The sequence below is a fragment of the Flavobacterium sp. GQ95 genome, assembly GCF_059758655.1.
In genome coordinates this window covers 857,333-872,652 of the sequence record NZ_JCAXEB010000001.1, presented here as the reverse complement: position 1 = coordinate 872,652, position 15,320 = coordinate 857,333, and the positions used below count along the sequence as shown (strand labels likewise).

12 protein-coding genes are annotated in these 15,320 nt (G+C 36.0%); 3 read left to right on the top strand and 9 right to left on the bottom strand.

All coding sequences use genetic code 11. From position 1 onward, the window contains the following. Positions 1 to 66 precede the first annotated feature (66 nt). On the bottom strand, positions 67 to 591 hold the full coding sequence (gene rimM, locus AC6CH4_RS03750; protein WP_498100280.1) for a ribosome maturation factor RimM: 525 nt from the start codon (positions 589 to 591) through the stop codon (positions 67 to 69). A 15-nt stretch (positions 592 to 606) separates the two neighbouring features. Continuing rightward, positions 607 to 1,182 (bottom strand): 30S ribosomal protein S16, encoded by a 576-nt coding sequence (locus AC6CH4_RS03745; protein ID WP_498100278.1) that lies wholly within the window; start codon positions 1,180 to 1,182, stop codon positions 607 to 609. 195 nt (positions 1,183 to 1,377) lie between these two features. Here AC6CH4_RS03745 and AC6CH4_RS03740 point away from each other — a divergent pair, with 195 nt between their 5' ends. Together AC6CH4_RS03740 and rbp are read left to right on the top strand one after the other, a co-directional pair. Next, a complete protein-coding gene (locus AC6CH4_RS03740) occupies positions 1,378 to 1,860 on the top strand; it encodes a DUF6252 domain-containing protein (protein ID WP_498100276.1) in 483 nt (160 codons plus the stop codon). 143 nt (positions 1,861 to 2,003) lie between these two features. Further along, positions 2,004 to 2,363 (top strand): RNA-binding regulator, encoded by a 360-nt coding sequence (gene rbp, locus AC6CH4_RS03735; RefSeq protein WP_026982652.1) that lies wholly within the window; start codon positions 2,004 to 2,006, stop codon positions 2,361 to 2,363. Between the two features lie 129 nt (positions 2,364 to 2,492). On the opposite strand, the gene leuB is transcribed toward rbp, so the two are convergent. The 7 genes from leuB to AC6CH4_RS03700 form a co-directional block, all read right to left on the bottom strand. Further along, positions 2,493 to 3,554: a 3-isopropylmalate dehydrogenase gene (gene leuB / locus AC6CH4_RS03730; RefSeq protein WP_498100274.1), complete on the bottom strand. Its 1,062-nt coding sequence runs from the start codon at positions 3,552 to 3,554 to the stop codon at positions 2,493 to 2,495. Positions 3,555 to 3,728: 174 nt separating this feature from the next. Next, positions 3,729 to 5,249: a hydroxymethylglutaryl-CoA lyase-like TIM-barrel protein gene (locus AC6CH4_RS03725; protein ID WP_498100272.1), complete on the bottom strand. Its 1,521-nt coding sequence runs from the start codon at positions 5,247 to 5,249 to the stop codon at positions 3,729 to 3,731. Positions 5,250 to 5,293: 44 nt separating this feature from the next. After that, positions 5,294 to 5,866, bottom strand: a complete 573-nt coding sequence (locus tag AC6CH4_RS03720; protein ID WP_498100270.1) for an O-methyltransferase — start codon at positions 5,864 to 5,866, stop codon at positions 5,294 to 5,296. Positions 5,867 to 5,986: 120 nt separating this feature from the next. After that, the gene (leuD, locus tag AC6CH4_RS03715; RefSeq protein WP_056189860.1) at positions 5,987 to 6,583 is read right to left on the bottom strand and encodes a 3-isopropylmalate dehydratase small subunit; all 597 of its coding nucleotides are present in this window, start codon (positions 6,581 to 6,583) and stop codon (positions 5,987 to 5,989) included. A 109-nt stretch (positions 6,584 to 6,692) separates the two neighbouring features. Continuing rightward, complete coding sequence (leuC, locus tag AC6CH4_RS03710) at positions 6,693 to 8,087, bottom strand: 3-isopropylmalate dehydratase large subunit (protein WP_498100268.1); 1,395 nt, start codon at positions 8,085 to 8,087, stop codon at positions 6,693 to 6,695. Between the two features lie 524 nt (positions 8,088 to 8,611). After that, entirely contained in the window at positions 8,612 to 9,532 is a 921-nt protein-coding gene (locus tag AC6CH4_RS03705; RefSeq protein ID WP_498100266.1) for a helix-turn-helix domain-containing protein, read from the bottom strand. 72 nt (positions 9,533 to 9,604) lie between these two features. After that, positions 9,605 to 10,408 (bottom strand): SDR family oxidoreductase, encoded by an 804-nt coding sequence (locus AC6CH4_RS03700; RefSeq protein ID WP_498100264.1) that lies wholly within the window; start codon positions 10,406 to 10,408, stop codon positions 9,605 to 9,607. Between the two features lie 282 nt (positions 10,409 to 10,690). Between AC6CH4_RS03700 and dnaE the strand changes: the two genes are divergently transcribed. Continuing rightward, entirely contained in the window at positions 10,691 to 15,235 is a 4,545-nt protein-coding gene (gene dnaE / locus AC6CH4_RS03695) for a DNA polymerase III subunit alpha (RefSeq protein ID WP_498100262.1), read from the top strand. Positions 15,236 to 15,320 lie beyond the last annotated feature (85 nt).

Here is a 15,320-nt window from a genome sequence, read left to right as displayed (position 1 = left end):
AAATTTAAAATAAAGATTTATGAAATAGCGAGCAACTGAAAACTGCGACAGAAAACTGAAAACTTTTTACAAGTACATTTCCACCAATCCTTCTGGAAGATTCATGATAACCTTCTTGTTTTCTCGGTCAATTTTTACAAGGAAATGGTCAATCATCGGAATTAGCATTTCGACTTCACCATTTAAAACTTCAAAAAGTGGTTGTGCAGTAGTATCATTTACAGCGACGATTTTTCCAAAAACGCCTACACGTTGGTCTTCGATTTCAAAACCAATAACCTCGTGGAAATAAAATTTGTTGCCGGAAAGTTTTGGCAGCATATTTAAAGGAAGATAAATAGCATTGCCCATTATAGCATCTGCATCTTCTTCAGTGTTCATGTCTTCAAAACGGATCCTGAGAAAATCGTTTTTGTGCAATGAACTTTTTTCAATAAAAAAAGGAACCAGGTGTTTGTTGCATTCAACAAACACTGATTCCAGATTTTCGTATAACTCAGGTTCGTCCGTGTCTAAATAAGCCAGAACTTCACCTTTGAAACTAAATTTTTTAGCGATTTTACCTAAATAAAAACAATCTTCTTTACGCATTCTCGCTAAGTAAAATTATGCTTCAGTTGTTTCGTTATTTTCTTCAGCAGCAGGAGCTTCTTCAGTAGCAGCTTCCGCTTCAACTTCAGCAACTTCTTCTTCTTCAACTGCAGGAGTTGCAGCAGCGATAGCATCAGCTTCAGCCTGAGCTGCAGCAGCTAAACGTTTAGCGTTAACTTCTTGTTCTGCTTTAAAAGCTTTAGCTTTAGCATCAGCTTGCGCTTTTGTTAAACCGTCTTTTTTAGCATCAACTTTTCCAGCTTTAGCATCTAACCAGGCAGCTAATTTAGCATCAGCTTGTTCTTGAGTTAAAGCACCTTTACGAATACCTCCATCAAGGTGGTGTTTCAATAAAGCACCTTTGTAAGAAAGAATTGCTCTGGCAGTATCAGTTGGCTGTGCACCATTGTGCAACCATTTTACAGCGCTATCAATGTTTAATTCGATAGTTGCAGGGTTTGTGTTTGGATTGTAAGTACCGATTTTCTCTAAGTATTTACCATCTCTTTTTGAGCGTGCATCTGCAGCTACAACCCAGTAAAAAGGTTTTTGTTTTTTACCGTGTCTTTGTAATCTAATTTTTACTGACATAATCTTATGATTAAATTTTGAGGTACTCGACCTCTGTTAATTAAGGGCGCAAAGATATAATTTTTTTGTGAATTATACGTTCCAAACAGTATTAAATATATTTCAGGTAAATTTTTGCCATTTTTTAAGGTTTTTATAATCAATTTTTTAAATATTTATTTCAAATAAGGTACTTTTGTATCAAATTCATTCTACATGAAAAAAATCTTTTATTTCCTATCACTTCTTTTTATCATTACATCTTGTACTGAAGATGTTAAGTTCAATAATCCTGCTTTTCAAGGCTTGAAGGATAACGTTTTTTGGAGAGCAAGTGGGTATAAGGCAAATACGTTAACAAATGGGAATGTAATAATAGAAGGTGATTTGGGATATGAAAAAGTGATTTTAAAAATTCCATTCACAGCCGAGAAAACCTATGTTCTTGGCGTAGATGATGTTTCAACGGCATCTTATTCAAATACATTTCCGGGACAATTGGCAGATTTTGCAACCAGTACAAATAAGGGAAGTGGTCAAATTGTGATTACCGATTATGATACTGAAAACAAGACCATTTCAGGAACTTTTAAATTTACGGCCTTGAACAAAGATGCAACTGATACTGAAAATTCTAAAGTTATTTTTACCGAAGGGGTTTTTTATAAAATCCCATTTCCATCTAATTTAGAGTACTAATTTTTTTAAGTTTTTAATTTACAATCATTTGGTTTTGGTTGATTTTGTCTTTTTAAATCAAAATAAAAACATAAATAAACTAATATATAGTAGATTACGGAAAAATAAGACTACATTTGCTACATTATTATAAATAAGTACATATGAACATTTTTGTTGGAAGCCTTCCATTCAGTATTGAGGAAGCAGATTTAAGAGAGTCTTTCGAGGCTTACGGAGCAGTAGATTCAGTTAAGATCATTACTGATAAATTTACAGGAAGAAGCAAAGGTTTTGGTTTTGTTGAGATGCCAAACGATGCTGAAGCTCAAAAAGCAATTGATGAATTGAACGGAGCTACTGTTCAAGGTCGTGCAATTGTGGTTAATAAATCTGAACCGAAACCAGAAGGCGAAAGAAGAAGCTTCAACAATAACAGTCGTGGTGGAGATTCACGCGGAGGTTATGGTGGAGGAAACAGCCGTGGTGGAAATGACCGTGGTGGTAACAGAGGAGGATATTAATATTTTTTTCTAAATATATAAAAGGGATCAACGAAAGTTGATCCCTTTTTTTATGTGGTAAATTTTGTTTCAGGTTTGATTTGTTTCAAGTTTCAAGTTGGAAAACCTGAAACCTGAAACAAAAATTAACTATAAGTTTTCTACAAGCCAATCTCCAACTTCACTGGTTTTGTATGCTTTTGATCCTTTTGGAGCTAAATCTTCAGTAACAATTCCTTGTTCTAATGATTTATTTACAACTGCTCTAATGGCTTCAGCTTCGTCTTTTAATCCGAAAGCATCTTCGAACATCATGGCTGCGGATAAAATAGTCGCTAATGGATTAGCAATATTTAATCCGGTAGCTTGTGGGTAAGATCCGTGGATTGGTTCGTATAAGGATGTATGTTCTCCAACAGAAGCAGAAGGCATTAATCCCATAGAACCTGAAATTACAGACGCTTCGTCAGTTAAAATATCTCCGAATAAATTTTCAGTAATTAATACATCATAAGAGTTTGGCCATTGAACCAATCTCATGGCAACAGCATCAACAAATTCGTATGAAACTGTAACTTCAGGGTAATCTTTTTCCATTGCCTGAACTGTTTCTCTCCATAAACGTGAAGTTTCCAAAACGTTTGCCTTATCAACACAGCATAGTTTTTTGCTTCTTGTCATGGCTAATTCAAAACCTTTTTTTGCTAAACGTTGTACTTCAGCTCTTGTGTAAACACAGTTGTCAAAAGCAGTTTCTCCATTGTCTCTTCTTCCTTTTTCTCCAAAGTAGATTCCGCCAGTTAATTCTCTTAAGAAAACCAAATCAGTTCCTTCGATTCTTTCTCTTTTTAAAGGAGAATTATCAATTAAAGAAGGGAAAGTAAAAGTTGGACGTACATTAGCAAACAATCCTAATTTTTTACGCATCAACAATAATCCCTGCTCCGGACGAACTGGTGCGCTTGGATCATTATCATATTTTGGATGACCAATTGCTCCAAATAAAACAGCATCGGCTTTCATACAAACTTCGTGCGTTTCATCAGGATAAGGAACTCCAACTGCGTCGATAGCGCATGCTCCTGTAAGAGCCGGTGTCCATGTTATTTCGTGATTGAATTTTTTTGCAATAGCATCAGATACTTTTACAGCTTCATTTATTACTTCTGGTCCGATTCCGTCACCGGCTAAAAGGGCTATGTTAAATTTCATTTTTTTTAAAGTTTCTAAGATTCTGAGTTTCTAAGATTCTAAGTTTTTATCTTAGTTAGTCAGAATTCTAATTTATAATTGTTTTTAGGTTTTTATGTTTCAAAGTTTCTGAGTTGTTAAGATTCTAAGTTCAAAGAAAAACTTAGAACCTTAGAATCTTAGCAACTTAGTACCTTAGGCTATTACATTAAGCATTTTTTGCGTCGCAATAATCGCCGCAACGGTTTGATCCGAATCTAAACCGCGGGTTTTAAATTCTTTTTCGTTGTTTACCCAGGTGATGATCGTTTCGCACAAAGCATCAGAACTACTTCCGGGCGGAATTCTTACGGCGTAATCAATTAATTTAGGAAGCGTTAGCTTTTTGCTTTTGTAAATTTTTGATAAAGCATTCATAAAAGCATCAAACTGACCATCGCCCTGAGCATTTTCCTCAATGACTTCGCCATCAATTTTTAAAAGCAAAGTAGTTGACGGACGCATTCCTTTTGAGTGTACTAATATATAGGACTCGATTGTAATTTTTTCTTCGTAAGTATGGCTGTCCAGAACATCAGAGATAATGTATGGTAAATCTTCCTTGGTAACGGTTTCTTTTTTATCGCCCAGTTCAATGATTCTTTGGGTAACCAATTTCAAATCTTCCTGGTTTAATTTCAAACCTAATTCCTGAAGATTTTTTTCGATATTGGCTTTTCCGGAAGTTTTTCCTAAAGCGTATTTTCTTTTTCTTCCGAAACGTTCCGGAAGTAAATCATTAAAGTATAAATTATTTTTATTGTCACCGTCAGCGTGAATTCCGGCAGTTTGCGTGAAAACATTATCGCCGACAATTGGCTTGTTGGCAGGAATTCTATATCCGGTAAAAGTTTCAACCAGCTTACTTACGGTATATAAAGAGGTTTCCTTAATATTGATGCTAACTTCCGGCAAATAGTCATTTATTACTGCAACAGTACTTTCAAGCGGCGCATTTCCTGCACGTTCTCCCATTCCGTTTACGGTTACGTGAAGTCCGTTTATACCGGCTTTTATCGCTTCCATAACATTGGCAACGCTTAAATCGTAGTCGTTATGCGCGTGAAAATCAAAATGAATGGTTGGATATTTTGCTCTGATTTTTGAAATAAATTCGAATGTAAAAGACGGAATTAAAACGCCTAAAGTATCAGGCAATAAAATTCTTTTAATAGGCTGAGTGGCTAAGAAATCCAGAAACTGAAATACATAATCGGGGGAATTTCGCATTCCGTTGCTCCAGTCTTCCAGATAAACATTGGTTTCAATATTATTTTCTTTTGCTAAAGCGATGATTTGTGCGATTTCTGAAAAGTGTTGTTCCGGTGTTTTTTTCAATTGATGCGTTAAGTGATTCATTGAACCTTTGGTCAACAAATTTTGCACTTTGGCGCCTGCTTTTTTCATCCATTCGATAGAAACTCCTCCGTCTACAAACGAAAGTACTTCAATTCGGTTGATATACCCTTTTTCAGTTGCCCAGGTCGTAATGCCTTTTACAGCCTGAAATTCGCCTTCGCTTACGCGGGCAGAAGCAATTTCGATTCTGTCAATATTTAATTCCTCCAACAATAATTGTGCAATGGTCAATTTTTCTGCAGCAGAAAAGGATACTCCTGAGGTTTGTTCACCATCACGGAGCGTCGTGTCCATTATTTCAATTTTTCTTTTTTCCATTTTAATATTGTTTGCTTTTAATAAGCATGAGTAATCTGAATATTCTATTTTTTCGTTATCAGAATTAAACCTGTCGACCAGCACATTTTTGTTAATTGAATGTCTTGTCTTTTTTCTAATTCCAGAATAAGCTTTTCAACGTTTTTGTCGTGATTTGCCGGCCAATTTCTTTGAGGCAACATATCGTCTATTAAATAGATGCCTCCTGAATTCAATAAGTTTAGGGTTTCATCTAAAACTACATATTTGCCAGGCCAGGCATCTGCAAAAATCAAATCAAATTTTAAACCTTTATAGTTTAAAATCCATTTTTCAGCATCTTCACAAACGAATGAAATATTTGATTTTTGAAAATATTTTTTTGCAATGTTTTGATATTCTGCTGAATTGTCAATTGAAATCAATTTTGAGTTTTCACTCATTCCTTCAACCATCCACGCAAGTGATAATCCGGTTCCGGTTCCTAATTCTAAAAAGTGGCCGTCTTTTTTTGTTGCAATTAATGTTCTGAGCAAACTCCCCGTTTGTAAATCTGATGGCATTGAAAACGAAATTTTTTCAGAACCAGTTTTGATTTCTGAATACCATTTAGGTAATACAATGTTGTTGTCGTTCATTTTTGGAAAAGTTTGTTCAATTAATGCTTCAATATCAATTCAAAAATTAAATCAAATGCAGTTACTAAACCCAACCCAAAAGGAGAAGTTTTTAGTAACTGCATTTTTATAGGTTATTTTTTAGTAAGGAAGTTTATCGGCGAAAGCCACAATATCTTCTTTAATATTTTGTAAATAATCAATGTCATCGAAGCCATTAATCATGTTATTCTTTTTGTATCCGTTAATTGCAAAAGATTCTGATTGACCAGTTGCCAATAAAGTAATCGTTTGGTTTGGCAAGTTGATTTCTAATTCTGTTTTAGGATCAGCTTCGATCGCTTTAAAGATTGTATCAGCAAATTCCGGGCTAACCTGAACTGGCAAAACACCAATATTCAAACAGTTTCCTTTGAAGATATCAGCAAAGAAACTCGAAACTACAGCTCTAAAACCATAATCGTAAACTGCCCACGCAGCATGTTCTCTTGAAGATCCTGAACCAAAGTTTTTTCCTCCAACCAGGATTTTTCCGTTGTAAGTTGAATCGTTTAAAACGAAATCAGCTTTTGGGGTATCATCTCCGTTATATCTCCAGTCTCTAAAAAGATTGTCGCCAAAACCTTCACGTTTTGTCGCTTTCAGGAAACGAGCCGGAATAATTTGATCCGTATCTACGTTCTCAATTGGCAGTGGCACTGCACTGCTGGTAAGTATATTAAATTTATCGTATGCCATTTTTGTTTTGCTTTAGGCTGTAGGCAATAAGCTTTAAGCTTTTTTCTACAGCGTTTATTTTAGTATTGAATTTTAGCTTAAAGCCTATTGCTTAAAGCTTACAGCGGAATTAAAATAATTCTCTCGGATCAGTTAGTTTTCCTGTAACAGCAGCAGCGGCAGCCATAATTGGACTCGCTAATAATGTTCTTGAACCAGGACCCTGACGACCTTCAAAGTTTCTGTTTGATGTACTCACCGCATATTTTCCAGCTGGAACTTTATCATCGTTCATTGCCAAACATGCTGAACATCCTGGCTGACGTAATACAAAACCAGCTTCAGTTAAGATATCTAAAATACCTTCTTCTTTAATTTGAGCTTCAACTACGTGAGAACCCGGAACTAACCAAGCCGTAACATTATCAGCTTTTTTTCTTCCTTTTACAATTTCGGCGAAAGCCCTAAAATCTTCAATACGTCCGTTTGTACAACTTCCTAAGAAAACATAATCAATTGGTTTTCCAATCATCACATCATCTTCCTGGAAGCCCATGTAAGCAAGCGATTTTTTGTAAGTTTCCTCACCTCCTTCAACCTGGTTGGCATTCGGAATATGTTTAGAGATACCAATTCCCATTCCAGGGTTAGTACCATAAGTAATCATTGGCTCAATGTCTGCAGCGTTGATGTTTAATTCAGCATCAAAAACAGCATCAGCATCAGTTTTAAGTGTTTTCCAATATTCAACAGCTTTAGTCCAGGCTTCTCCTTTTGGAGCATATAATCTTCCTTCAAGGAAATCAAAAGTCTTTTGGTCAGGCGCGATCATTCCACCACGCGCACCCATTTCGATACTTAGGTTACAAACCGTCATACGGCCTTCCATAGTCATGTTTTCGAAAACATCTCCGGCGTACTCAACAAAATAACCCGTTCCTCCAGAAGTAGTTAATTGTGCAATAATATAAAGTGCAACATCTTTTGGACCAACACCTTTACTCAATTGACCGTTTACGTTGATACGCATTTTCTTTGGTTTTGGCTGCATGATACATTGTGTAGAAAGCACCATCTCAACCTCAGAAGTTCCGATACCAAAAGCAATAGCTCCAAAAGCACCGTGAGTAGAGGTATGTGAATCTCCACAAACAATAGTAGCACCTGGCAAAGTAATTCCGTTTTCAGGACCAACTACGTGTACAATTCCATTTTTAATGTGACCTAATCCCCAGTGTGAAATTCCGTATTCGGCAGCATTATCTTCAAGCGCTTTAAGCTGATTGGCAGATAGTGCATCTTCAACTGGTAAATGTTGGTTTATGGTTGGTGTATTGTGATCTGCAGTTGCAAAAGTACGCTCTGGGTAAAGAACCTTAACGCCTCTGGCTTTTAATCCTAAAAAAGCAACAGGACTCGTAACTTCATGAATGAAATGACGGTCAATAAAAAACACATCTGGTCCATCTTCAATTTTACGCACTACATGTGAATCCCACACTTTGTCAAATAATGTCTTACTCATTTTTTATTTTTTTTAATTGTAATTTCTATAATCACAGCAATTTTCTGATAATAGCAAAACAAAAGTAAAAAAAGATACAAAGTGGTCAATTTCAATATTTCATTATATACGATACCCAAACTAAATACAAATTGCTATTCGTAATTTATCCGTTTAATTTTGGTCGGAAAATGAATGATAAATCACTTTTGTTTTTCTTTTTTAGATTAATTTTGACTGGATTGCTTTTAATTTTAATAGTTTGCAAATTTATCTCAAAATCAATATGAAAAATAGGTTTTTGTTCTAAAAAATGTAACAAAATGAATAAAAATAGTAATAATTGTTAGTTTTTGATTCTTTAGAAGAATTTGAGAAGTTGTCAATTAATATGATTTTGAAGGCTGAAAAATCAATTTAGAATGGATATTGGTAAGTTCAATTTTAATTCAAATACTACGACATCCAAGAAGTGTATTTTTATGAAAATTTATGAATTTTAAGAGGAAAATTGAGTTGGAATATGGTGAGAATTTATTCAAAAACTAATTCAGTGAATTTTTAAACTCTAATGGTGTCAGGCTGGTTTTCTTTTTGAATAGTTTACTGAATGATTGAGGATATTCAAAACCAAGTTGATAGGCTATTTCGGCTACCGAAAGATTGGTAGAAATGAGGAAGTCCTTAGATTTTTCAATCAATTTGGAATGAATGTGTTGTTGTGCATTTTGTCCGGTTAAATTCCGGAGCATGTCGCTTAGGTAATGTGTGGAAACATTAATTTGTGAAGCAAGAAAATCGACTGTAGGTAATCCTCTTTTTAAGGTTTCGGCATTATTCAGATAATTGTCAAGTGTTTCTTCTACTTTGACTAATAAATCACTGCTGATTGTTTTTCGTGTGATGAATTGGCGTTTGTAAAAACGATTGCTATAATTAAGTAAAACGTCAATATAGGAAACGATTACGTCCTGACTCATTTCGTCTATCGCGGTGTGAAGTTCGTTATCAATGCTGTTTAATAATCCTATGATAGTTGTTTTTTCAGTGTCAGAAAGATGTAGCGCTTCGTTGGTATCGTAGGAGAAGAAGCCATATTTTTTGATGGTTTTCCCTAAAGGATAATTTCTAATAAAGTCCGGATGAAAAAGCAGTGTATAGCCAAAATATTCAATTCCTTCTTGATTATCGGTAAAAATCAATTGATTGGGAGATGTAAACATTAATCCGCCTTCATTAAAATCATAATAACCCTGGCCGTAGCCCATTTTTCCATTAGTAGAATATTTATAGGATATTTTATAAAAATCGAGCAGGAAATGATTATTAGTTAAATCAGCATTTATAACCAGTTTGGTATTATCAACCAAAGTGATCAGCGGATGAAGTGGTTTTGATAAGTTAAATAAACTATGAAATTGAGATATAGAGGAAATTCTTTTCGGATTATTGTTTTTCTTTTCCATGATATAAATGTATAAAAAAATAAAAACTAATACCGTACAGATGATCAAAACCTGAACGGTATCAGTAATAAATTATGCTCCCAGAAATTGTTTTCCCAATGCAGCGCGAAAAACTTCATCGCCTTGTTCTAGTCTTTGTTTGTACAGCGCTTTAGCGTCTTCTCCCGCTACATATCTCAGTTGGATTTTTCCATCTGTTGCAGCTTCATAAACTACATCGGCAATTTGTTCCGGAGTCGATGCCATTTCAAACATGGTATCAACACTTGCAAATAAGCTGTTTGTCATTGCTTCGTATTCAGGTTTAGTTCCTGAATCAAGCGAGCCATGAAGGAATTCTGTTTTGATACCGCCCGGAGAAACTGTTTTTATATTTACTCCAAAGGAATTTAATTCATAAGCCATACTTTCACTCCAGCCTTCCAATGCCCATTTGGTTGCGTGATAAACAGAGCCTAAAGGAAAAGCAATCAATCCGCCGATAGAAGTAGTTGAGATGAATAATCCGCTTTTTCTTTCTCTGAAATAGGGAATAAAAGCATTGGTAACACGAATTACTCCTAATAAGTTAGTGTTAAGTTGTTTTGTGATCTGATCGTCGTTAAAGCTTTCTAAGGGACCAATTAAACCATATCCTGCGTTGTTAAAAACAACATCAATATCTCCCAATTCAAGAGCTTTTTGAACCGTACTTTGTATTTGATCATAATTGGTAACATCCAATGGTAATAGCGTTACATTTTTTAAACCGGAAAGTTCTGTTTCCTTTTCAGGATTTCTCATTGTTGCGATTACATTCCATCCTTGTTTATGGAATAATTTTGCTGTAGCTTTTCCTAATCCTGAAGAAGCGCCTGTAATAAAAATAGTTTTCATAATGAATTGTTTTAAATTGTTGAGGCAAAGTTCAGGATAGAGTGCAATTTAAAAGTGTTCATTTTGGTGCAATGAGTATCCAAAATGAATAATCGAAGTTTTTAGCTTCAAAAAATGAAATTCGATGCTTTTGTTAACAACTTTCGCTTCGTTATTTCTGTAAAAAAAGCGTAAATTTGAACCTCCTCCATTTTCTATAAGGTGATTTTTTATCCTCCATATAATCAAATGTTTATATTGGAAAAATTGGAATTTGGAATTTAATTTTTGCTATTTAAACGTATGTATTTAATATTCGATACCGAAACAACCGGATTACCAAAACGCTGGGACGCCCCAATAACCGATTCTGATAACTGGCCTCGCTGTATTCAGATCGCATGGCAGTTGCATGACGAAATGGGGACGCTTGTTGAACATCAGGATTATTTGGTAAAACCGGACGGATTTAATATTCCGTACGATGCCGAACGTATTCACGGAATTTCGACTGAATTGGCTGAAGCCGATGGAATCACGCTGGCAGAAGTTTTGGAGAAATTCAATATCGCTTTAAGCAAAACCAAATTTATTGTTGGTCAGAATTTAGGTTTCGACGTTAATATTATGGGAGCTGAATTCCATAGAATGGGCGTGGATTCTCCAATGAGTACGATGCCGGTTTTGGATACCTGTACTGAAGTTACTGCTTCATTATTACAGCTTCCCGGAGGTCGTGGAGGAAGATTCAAATTACCTACTTTAACAGAGTTACACAGCTATCTTTTTAATAAACCTTTTGCGGAAGCGCACAACGCAACTGCCGACGTTGAAGCAACTACGCGTTGTTTTTTAGAGTTAATCAGAAGAGAGGTTTTTACTAAAGAAGAATTAGATGTTCCGAAGGATTATTTTAAGGAATTTCAAGATAGAAATCCACAGGAATTTCCTTTAATCGGATTAAAACACATCAATTTAAAAGCCGCTTCTGATAAAATCAGGGAGCAAATTAAAGCTTTACAGGTTGATGATGTGCAAACTACGGTTTCGGCCTCTGACAGAGCCGATTTTAAAGCAGCAAAATACGCGCATTTACACAATCATACACAGTTTTCAGTTCTTCAATCGACTATAGGAATTGGGAATATTGTTGCTGCTACAGCCAAAAATGGAATGCCGGCGGTTGCTATGACAGATACAGGAAACATGATGGGAGCTTTCCATTTTGTGAGCGCTGTTATGAACCACAATAAAGCGGCATCCGGAAAAAACAAAGCTTTGGTGGAAGCTGGAGAGGAGCCAACAGAAACGGAAATAAAACCAATTGTAGGTTGCGAATTTAATGTTTGTGAGAATCACTTAGATAAAAGCAAAAAAGACAACGGAAATCAGGTTGTGTTATTAGCCAAAAATAAAAACGGTTATCATAATCTGGCAAAAATGTCGTCGATCGCATTTACAGAAGGTTTTTATTATGTTCCGAGAATTGATCGAAATATCATCGAAAAATACAAGGAAGATATCATGGTTTTGTCCGGAAATTTATACGGAGAAATCCAGAGTAAAATTCTGAACATTGGTGAAAACCAGGCCGAAGAAGCTTTGATTTGGTGGAAAGAACAATTTGGAGATGATTTCTATCTGGAAGTCATGCGCCACAATCAGGAAGATGAAAATCGTGTAAACAAAACTCTGATTGAATTTTCTCAGAAGCACAATGTCAAATTAATTGCGACCAATAATACTTACTATTTAAATAAGGAAGATGCTAATGCGCACGATATTTTATTGTGTGTAAAAGACGGTGAAAAACAGGCAACACCAATTGGCCGTGGCCGTGGTTATCGTTACGGATTGCCAAATCAGGAATATTATTATAAGTCGGAAGAAGAGATGAAAAAACTCTTTGCCGATTTGCCCGAAGCGATTATCAATATTCAGGAAATCGTTGATAAAGTTGAAGGTTATTCACTTTATCGTGATGTATTGCTTCCAAAATTTGATATTCCGGAAGAATTTATTGTTCCCGAAGATGAAGCCGATGGAGGTGTAAGAGGTGAAAATAAATATCTGCGACACCTTACCATGGTGGGTGCGAAAAAGAGATATGGTGAAATTACAGAGTCGATTGAGGAACGTTTGGATTTTGAGTTGCTAACGATTTCAAATTCCGGATATCCGGGTTACTTTTTGATCGTTCAGGATTTCATTGCGGAGGCAAGAAATATGGACGTTTCGGTAGGGCCGGGTCGTGGATCTGCGGCCGGATCGGCCGTTGCTTACTGTTTAGGAATTACCAATATTGATCCGATTAAGTACGATTTGCTTTTTGAGCGTTTCCTGAATCCGGATCGTGTATCCATGCCCGATATTGATATCGATTTTGATGACGAAGGCCGTGGTCGTGTTATGGATTACGTAATCAATAAATACGGGAAAAATCAGGTAGCACAGATTATCACTTATGGTAAAATGGCAACCAAATCAGCGATTCGTGATACGGCACGTGTATTGGATTTACCTTTATTTGAAGCCGACAGAATTGCAAAACTGATTCCGGCAATGATGCCGTCGAAGTGGAATTTGGCGCGTTTTATTTCTGAAAACGAAGATGAAGTTAAAAAAGCGCTTCGTTCTGATGAATTCGAGAATGTAAAAGAATTGATAGCCATTGCTAATGAAGATGATTTGGCTGGAGAAACCATTCAGCAGGCAAAAATCCTTGAAGGTTCGATGCGAAATACCGGAATTCACGCCTGTGGTGTAATTATCACGCCATCGGATATTACAAATTTCGTTCCGGTTACAACCGCAAAAGATTCTGATTTATATGTAACGCAGTTTGATAACTCGGTTGCTGAAAGTGCCGGATTACTAAAAATGGACTTCCTGGGTCTGAAGACCCTTACCTTAATAAAAGATACGGTTAAGCTGGTAAAATACAGAACAAATATTGATTTAGATCCGGATACTTTTCCTATTGACGATGTTGAAACGTATGCGCTTTTCCAAAGGGGAGAAACGGTTGGAATCTTCCAATACGAGTCACCCGGAATGCAGAAATACATGAAAGATCTGAAGCCGACAGTTTTTGGAGATTTAATTGCCATGAACGCCTTGTATCGTCCGGGGCCTTTAGAATATATTCCGTCTTTTGTTCGAAGAAAAAATGGAGAAGAGGAAATCAAATACGATTTAGATGCTTGTGAAGAATATTTAGGAGAAACTTACGGAATTACAGTTTACCAGGAGCAGGTAATGCTTTTGTCGCAATCGCTGGCTGGTTTTACAAAAGGTGAGGCCGACGTTTTGCGTAAAGCGATGGGTAAAAAACAAAAGGACGTTCTGGATAAAATGAAACCGAAATTTGTTGAACAGGCTGCCCTAAAAGGTCACGATGCCAAAATTTTAGAGAAAATCTGGAAAGACTGGGAAGCATTTGCGAGTTACGCTTTCAATAAATCGCACTCTACTTGTTACGCCTGGATCGCGTACCAAACAGCATATTTAAAAGCGCATTATCCTGCAGAATATATGGCGGCGGTGCTTTCGAATAATATGAACGATATCAAACAAGTTTCGTTTTTCATGGAAGAATGTAAACGTATGGGATTGCAGGTTTTGGGTCCGGATGTGAATGAGTCGTATTATAAGTTTACAGTAAACGATAGTTACGCTGTTCGTTTTGGAATGGGAGCGATTAAAGGTGTAGGTTCCGGAGCTGTGGCAACAATTGTGGAAAACAGAAAAGACGGCAGATATAAATCGATTTTTGATTTAGCGAAGCGAATTGATTTGCGCGCTGCCAATAAAAAAGCGATTGAAAATCTGGCTTTGGCCGGAGGTTTCGATTCTTTTGAAGGAACTACAAGAGCGCAGTATTTTCATGATGATGGTGACGGAATTACGTTTTATGAAAAAGCGATACGCTACGGGTCAAAGTTTCAGGAAAACGAGAATTCATCCCAGGTAAGTTTGTTTGGTGAAGCAAGTGAAGTTCAGATTGCCGAGCCTGTCGTGCCTCCGTGTGAAGACTGGAGTACAATGGAAAAACTAGCCAAAGAAAAAGAAGTTGTCGGGATTTATATTTCGGGTCATCCTTTAGATGATTTTAGATTTGAGATGAAATACTTCTGTAATGCCAGATTAGAGGCATTGAAAAGCATGGAGCTATATGTGGGTAAAAATCTAAATTTTGCCGGAATTATTAATAACGTGCAGCATCGTGTAGCCAAAAATGGAAAAGGCTGGGCAGTATTTAACTTAGAGGGATACGATGAAAGTTATGAGTTTAAGATTTTTGGCGAAGAATATTTAAAATTCAGGCATTTCCTGATTCAGAATAATTTTGCCTACCTGAAAGTTTTAATAAAAGATGGCTGGGTAAATCACGATACAGGCAAAAAATCAGAACCAAGATTGCAGTTTGTTGAGGTTAGGCAATTGCAGGATATATTAGAGGTTTTTGCTAAAAAGCTAATTCTGCTGTTGAATATTAAAGATTTGCAAACTGATTTCATTCATACACTGAGTCATTTATTTAATGCTTATAAAGGAGATAATACAGTGACTTTTGAGATCATGGAATTAGAAAACATAAAACGTTTGGTTGAGGTCGAAACCAATACTGACTTTGAAGAAACTGAAGACGCTGTTTTTGCAGATGAAAATGAAAATGAAGATGTTGATTCGCCATTAGGAGAAACCAAAATTCAGGAGCTAAAAGAAGTTGAAGAAATAAAAGTAGTAACGAAATTAACCATGCCAAGCAGAAGACTAAAAGTGAGAATTTCTACGGAGTTATTACAGGAATTAGAGAAGTTGCAGGTAAATTTTAAGCTAAATTAAATTTTAACAGTTAAAATTTAGAACTATGCGAAATTTTTATGTTAAAAATATGCATGCATAGTAGTTTTTTAGTAATATTGCCCGA

Excerpts from the sequence above, each read along its gene's own strand:
- rimM (WP_498100280.1), bottom strand. The coding sequence starts at position 591 with ATGCGTAAAGAAGATTGTTTTTATTTAGGTAAAATCGCTAAAAAATTT.
- AC6CH4_RS03745 (WP_498100278.1), bottom strand. The coding sequence starts at position 1,182 with ATGTCAGTAAAAATTAGATTACAAAGACACGGTAAAAAACAAAAACCT.
- AC6CH4_RS03740 (WP_498100276.1), top strand. The coding sequence starts at position 1,378 with ATGAAAAAAATCTTTTATTTCCTATCACTTCTTTTTATCATTACATCT.
- rbp (WP_026982652.1), top strand. The coding sequence starts at position 2,004 with ATGAACATTTTTGTTGGAAGCCTTCCATTCAGTATTGAGGAAGCAGAT.
- leuB (WP_498100274.1), bottom strand. The coding sequence starts at position 3,554 with ATGAAATTTAACATAGCCCTTTTAGCCGGTGACGGAATCGGACCAGAA.
- AC6CH4_RS03725 (WP_498100272.1), bottom strand. The coding sequence starts at position 5,249 with ATGGAAAAAAGAAAAATTGAAATAATGGACACGACGCTCCGTGATGGT.
- AC6CH4_RS03720 (WP_498100270.1), bottom strand. The coding sequence starts at position 5,866 with ATGAACGACAACAACATTGTATTACCTAAATGGTATTCAGAAATCAAA.
- leuD (WP_056189860.1), bottom strand. The coding sequence starts at position 6,583 with ATGGCATACGATAAATTTAATATACTTACCAGCAGTGCAGTGCCACTG.
- leuC (WP_498100268.1), bottom strand. The coding sequence starts at position 8,087 with ATGAGTAAGACATTATTTGACAAAGTGTGGGATTCACATGTAGTGCGT.
- AC6CH4_RS03705 (WP_498100266.1), bottom strand. The coding sequence starts at position 9,532 with ATGGAAAAGAAAAACAATAATCCGAAAAGAATTTCCTCTATATCTCAA.
- AC6CH4_RS03700 (WP_498100264.1), bottom strand. The coding sequence starts at position 10,408 with ATGAAAACTATTTTTATTACAGGCGCTTCTTCAGGATTAGGAAAAGCT.
- dnaE (WP_498100262.1), top strand. The coding sequence starts at position 10,691 with ATGTATTTAATATTCGATACCGAAACAACCGGATTACCAAAACGCTGG.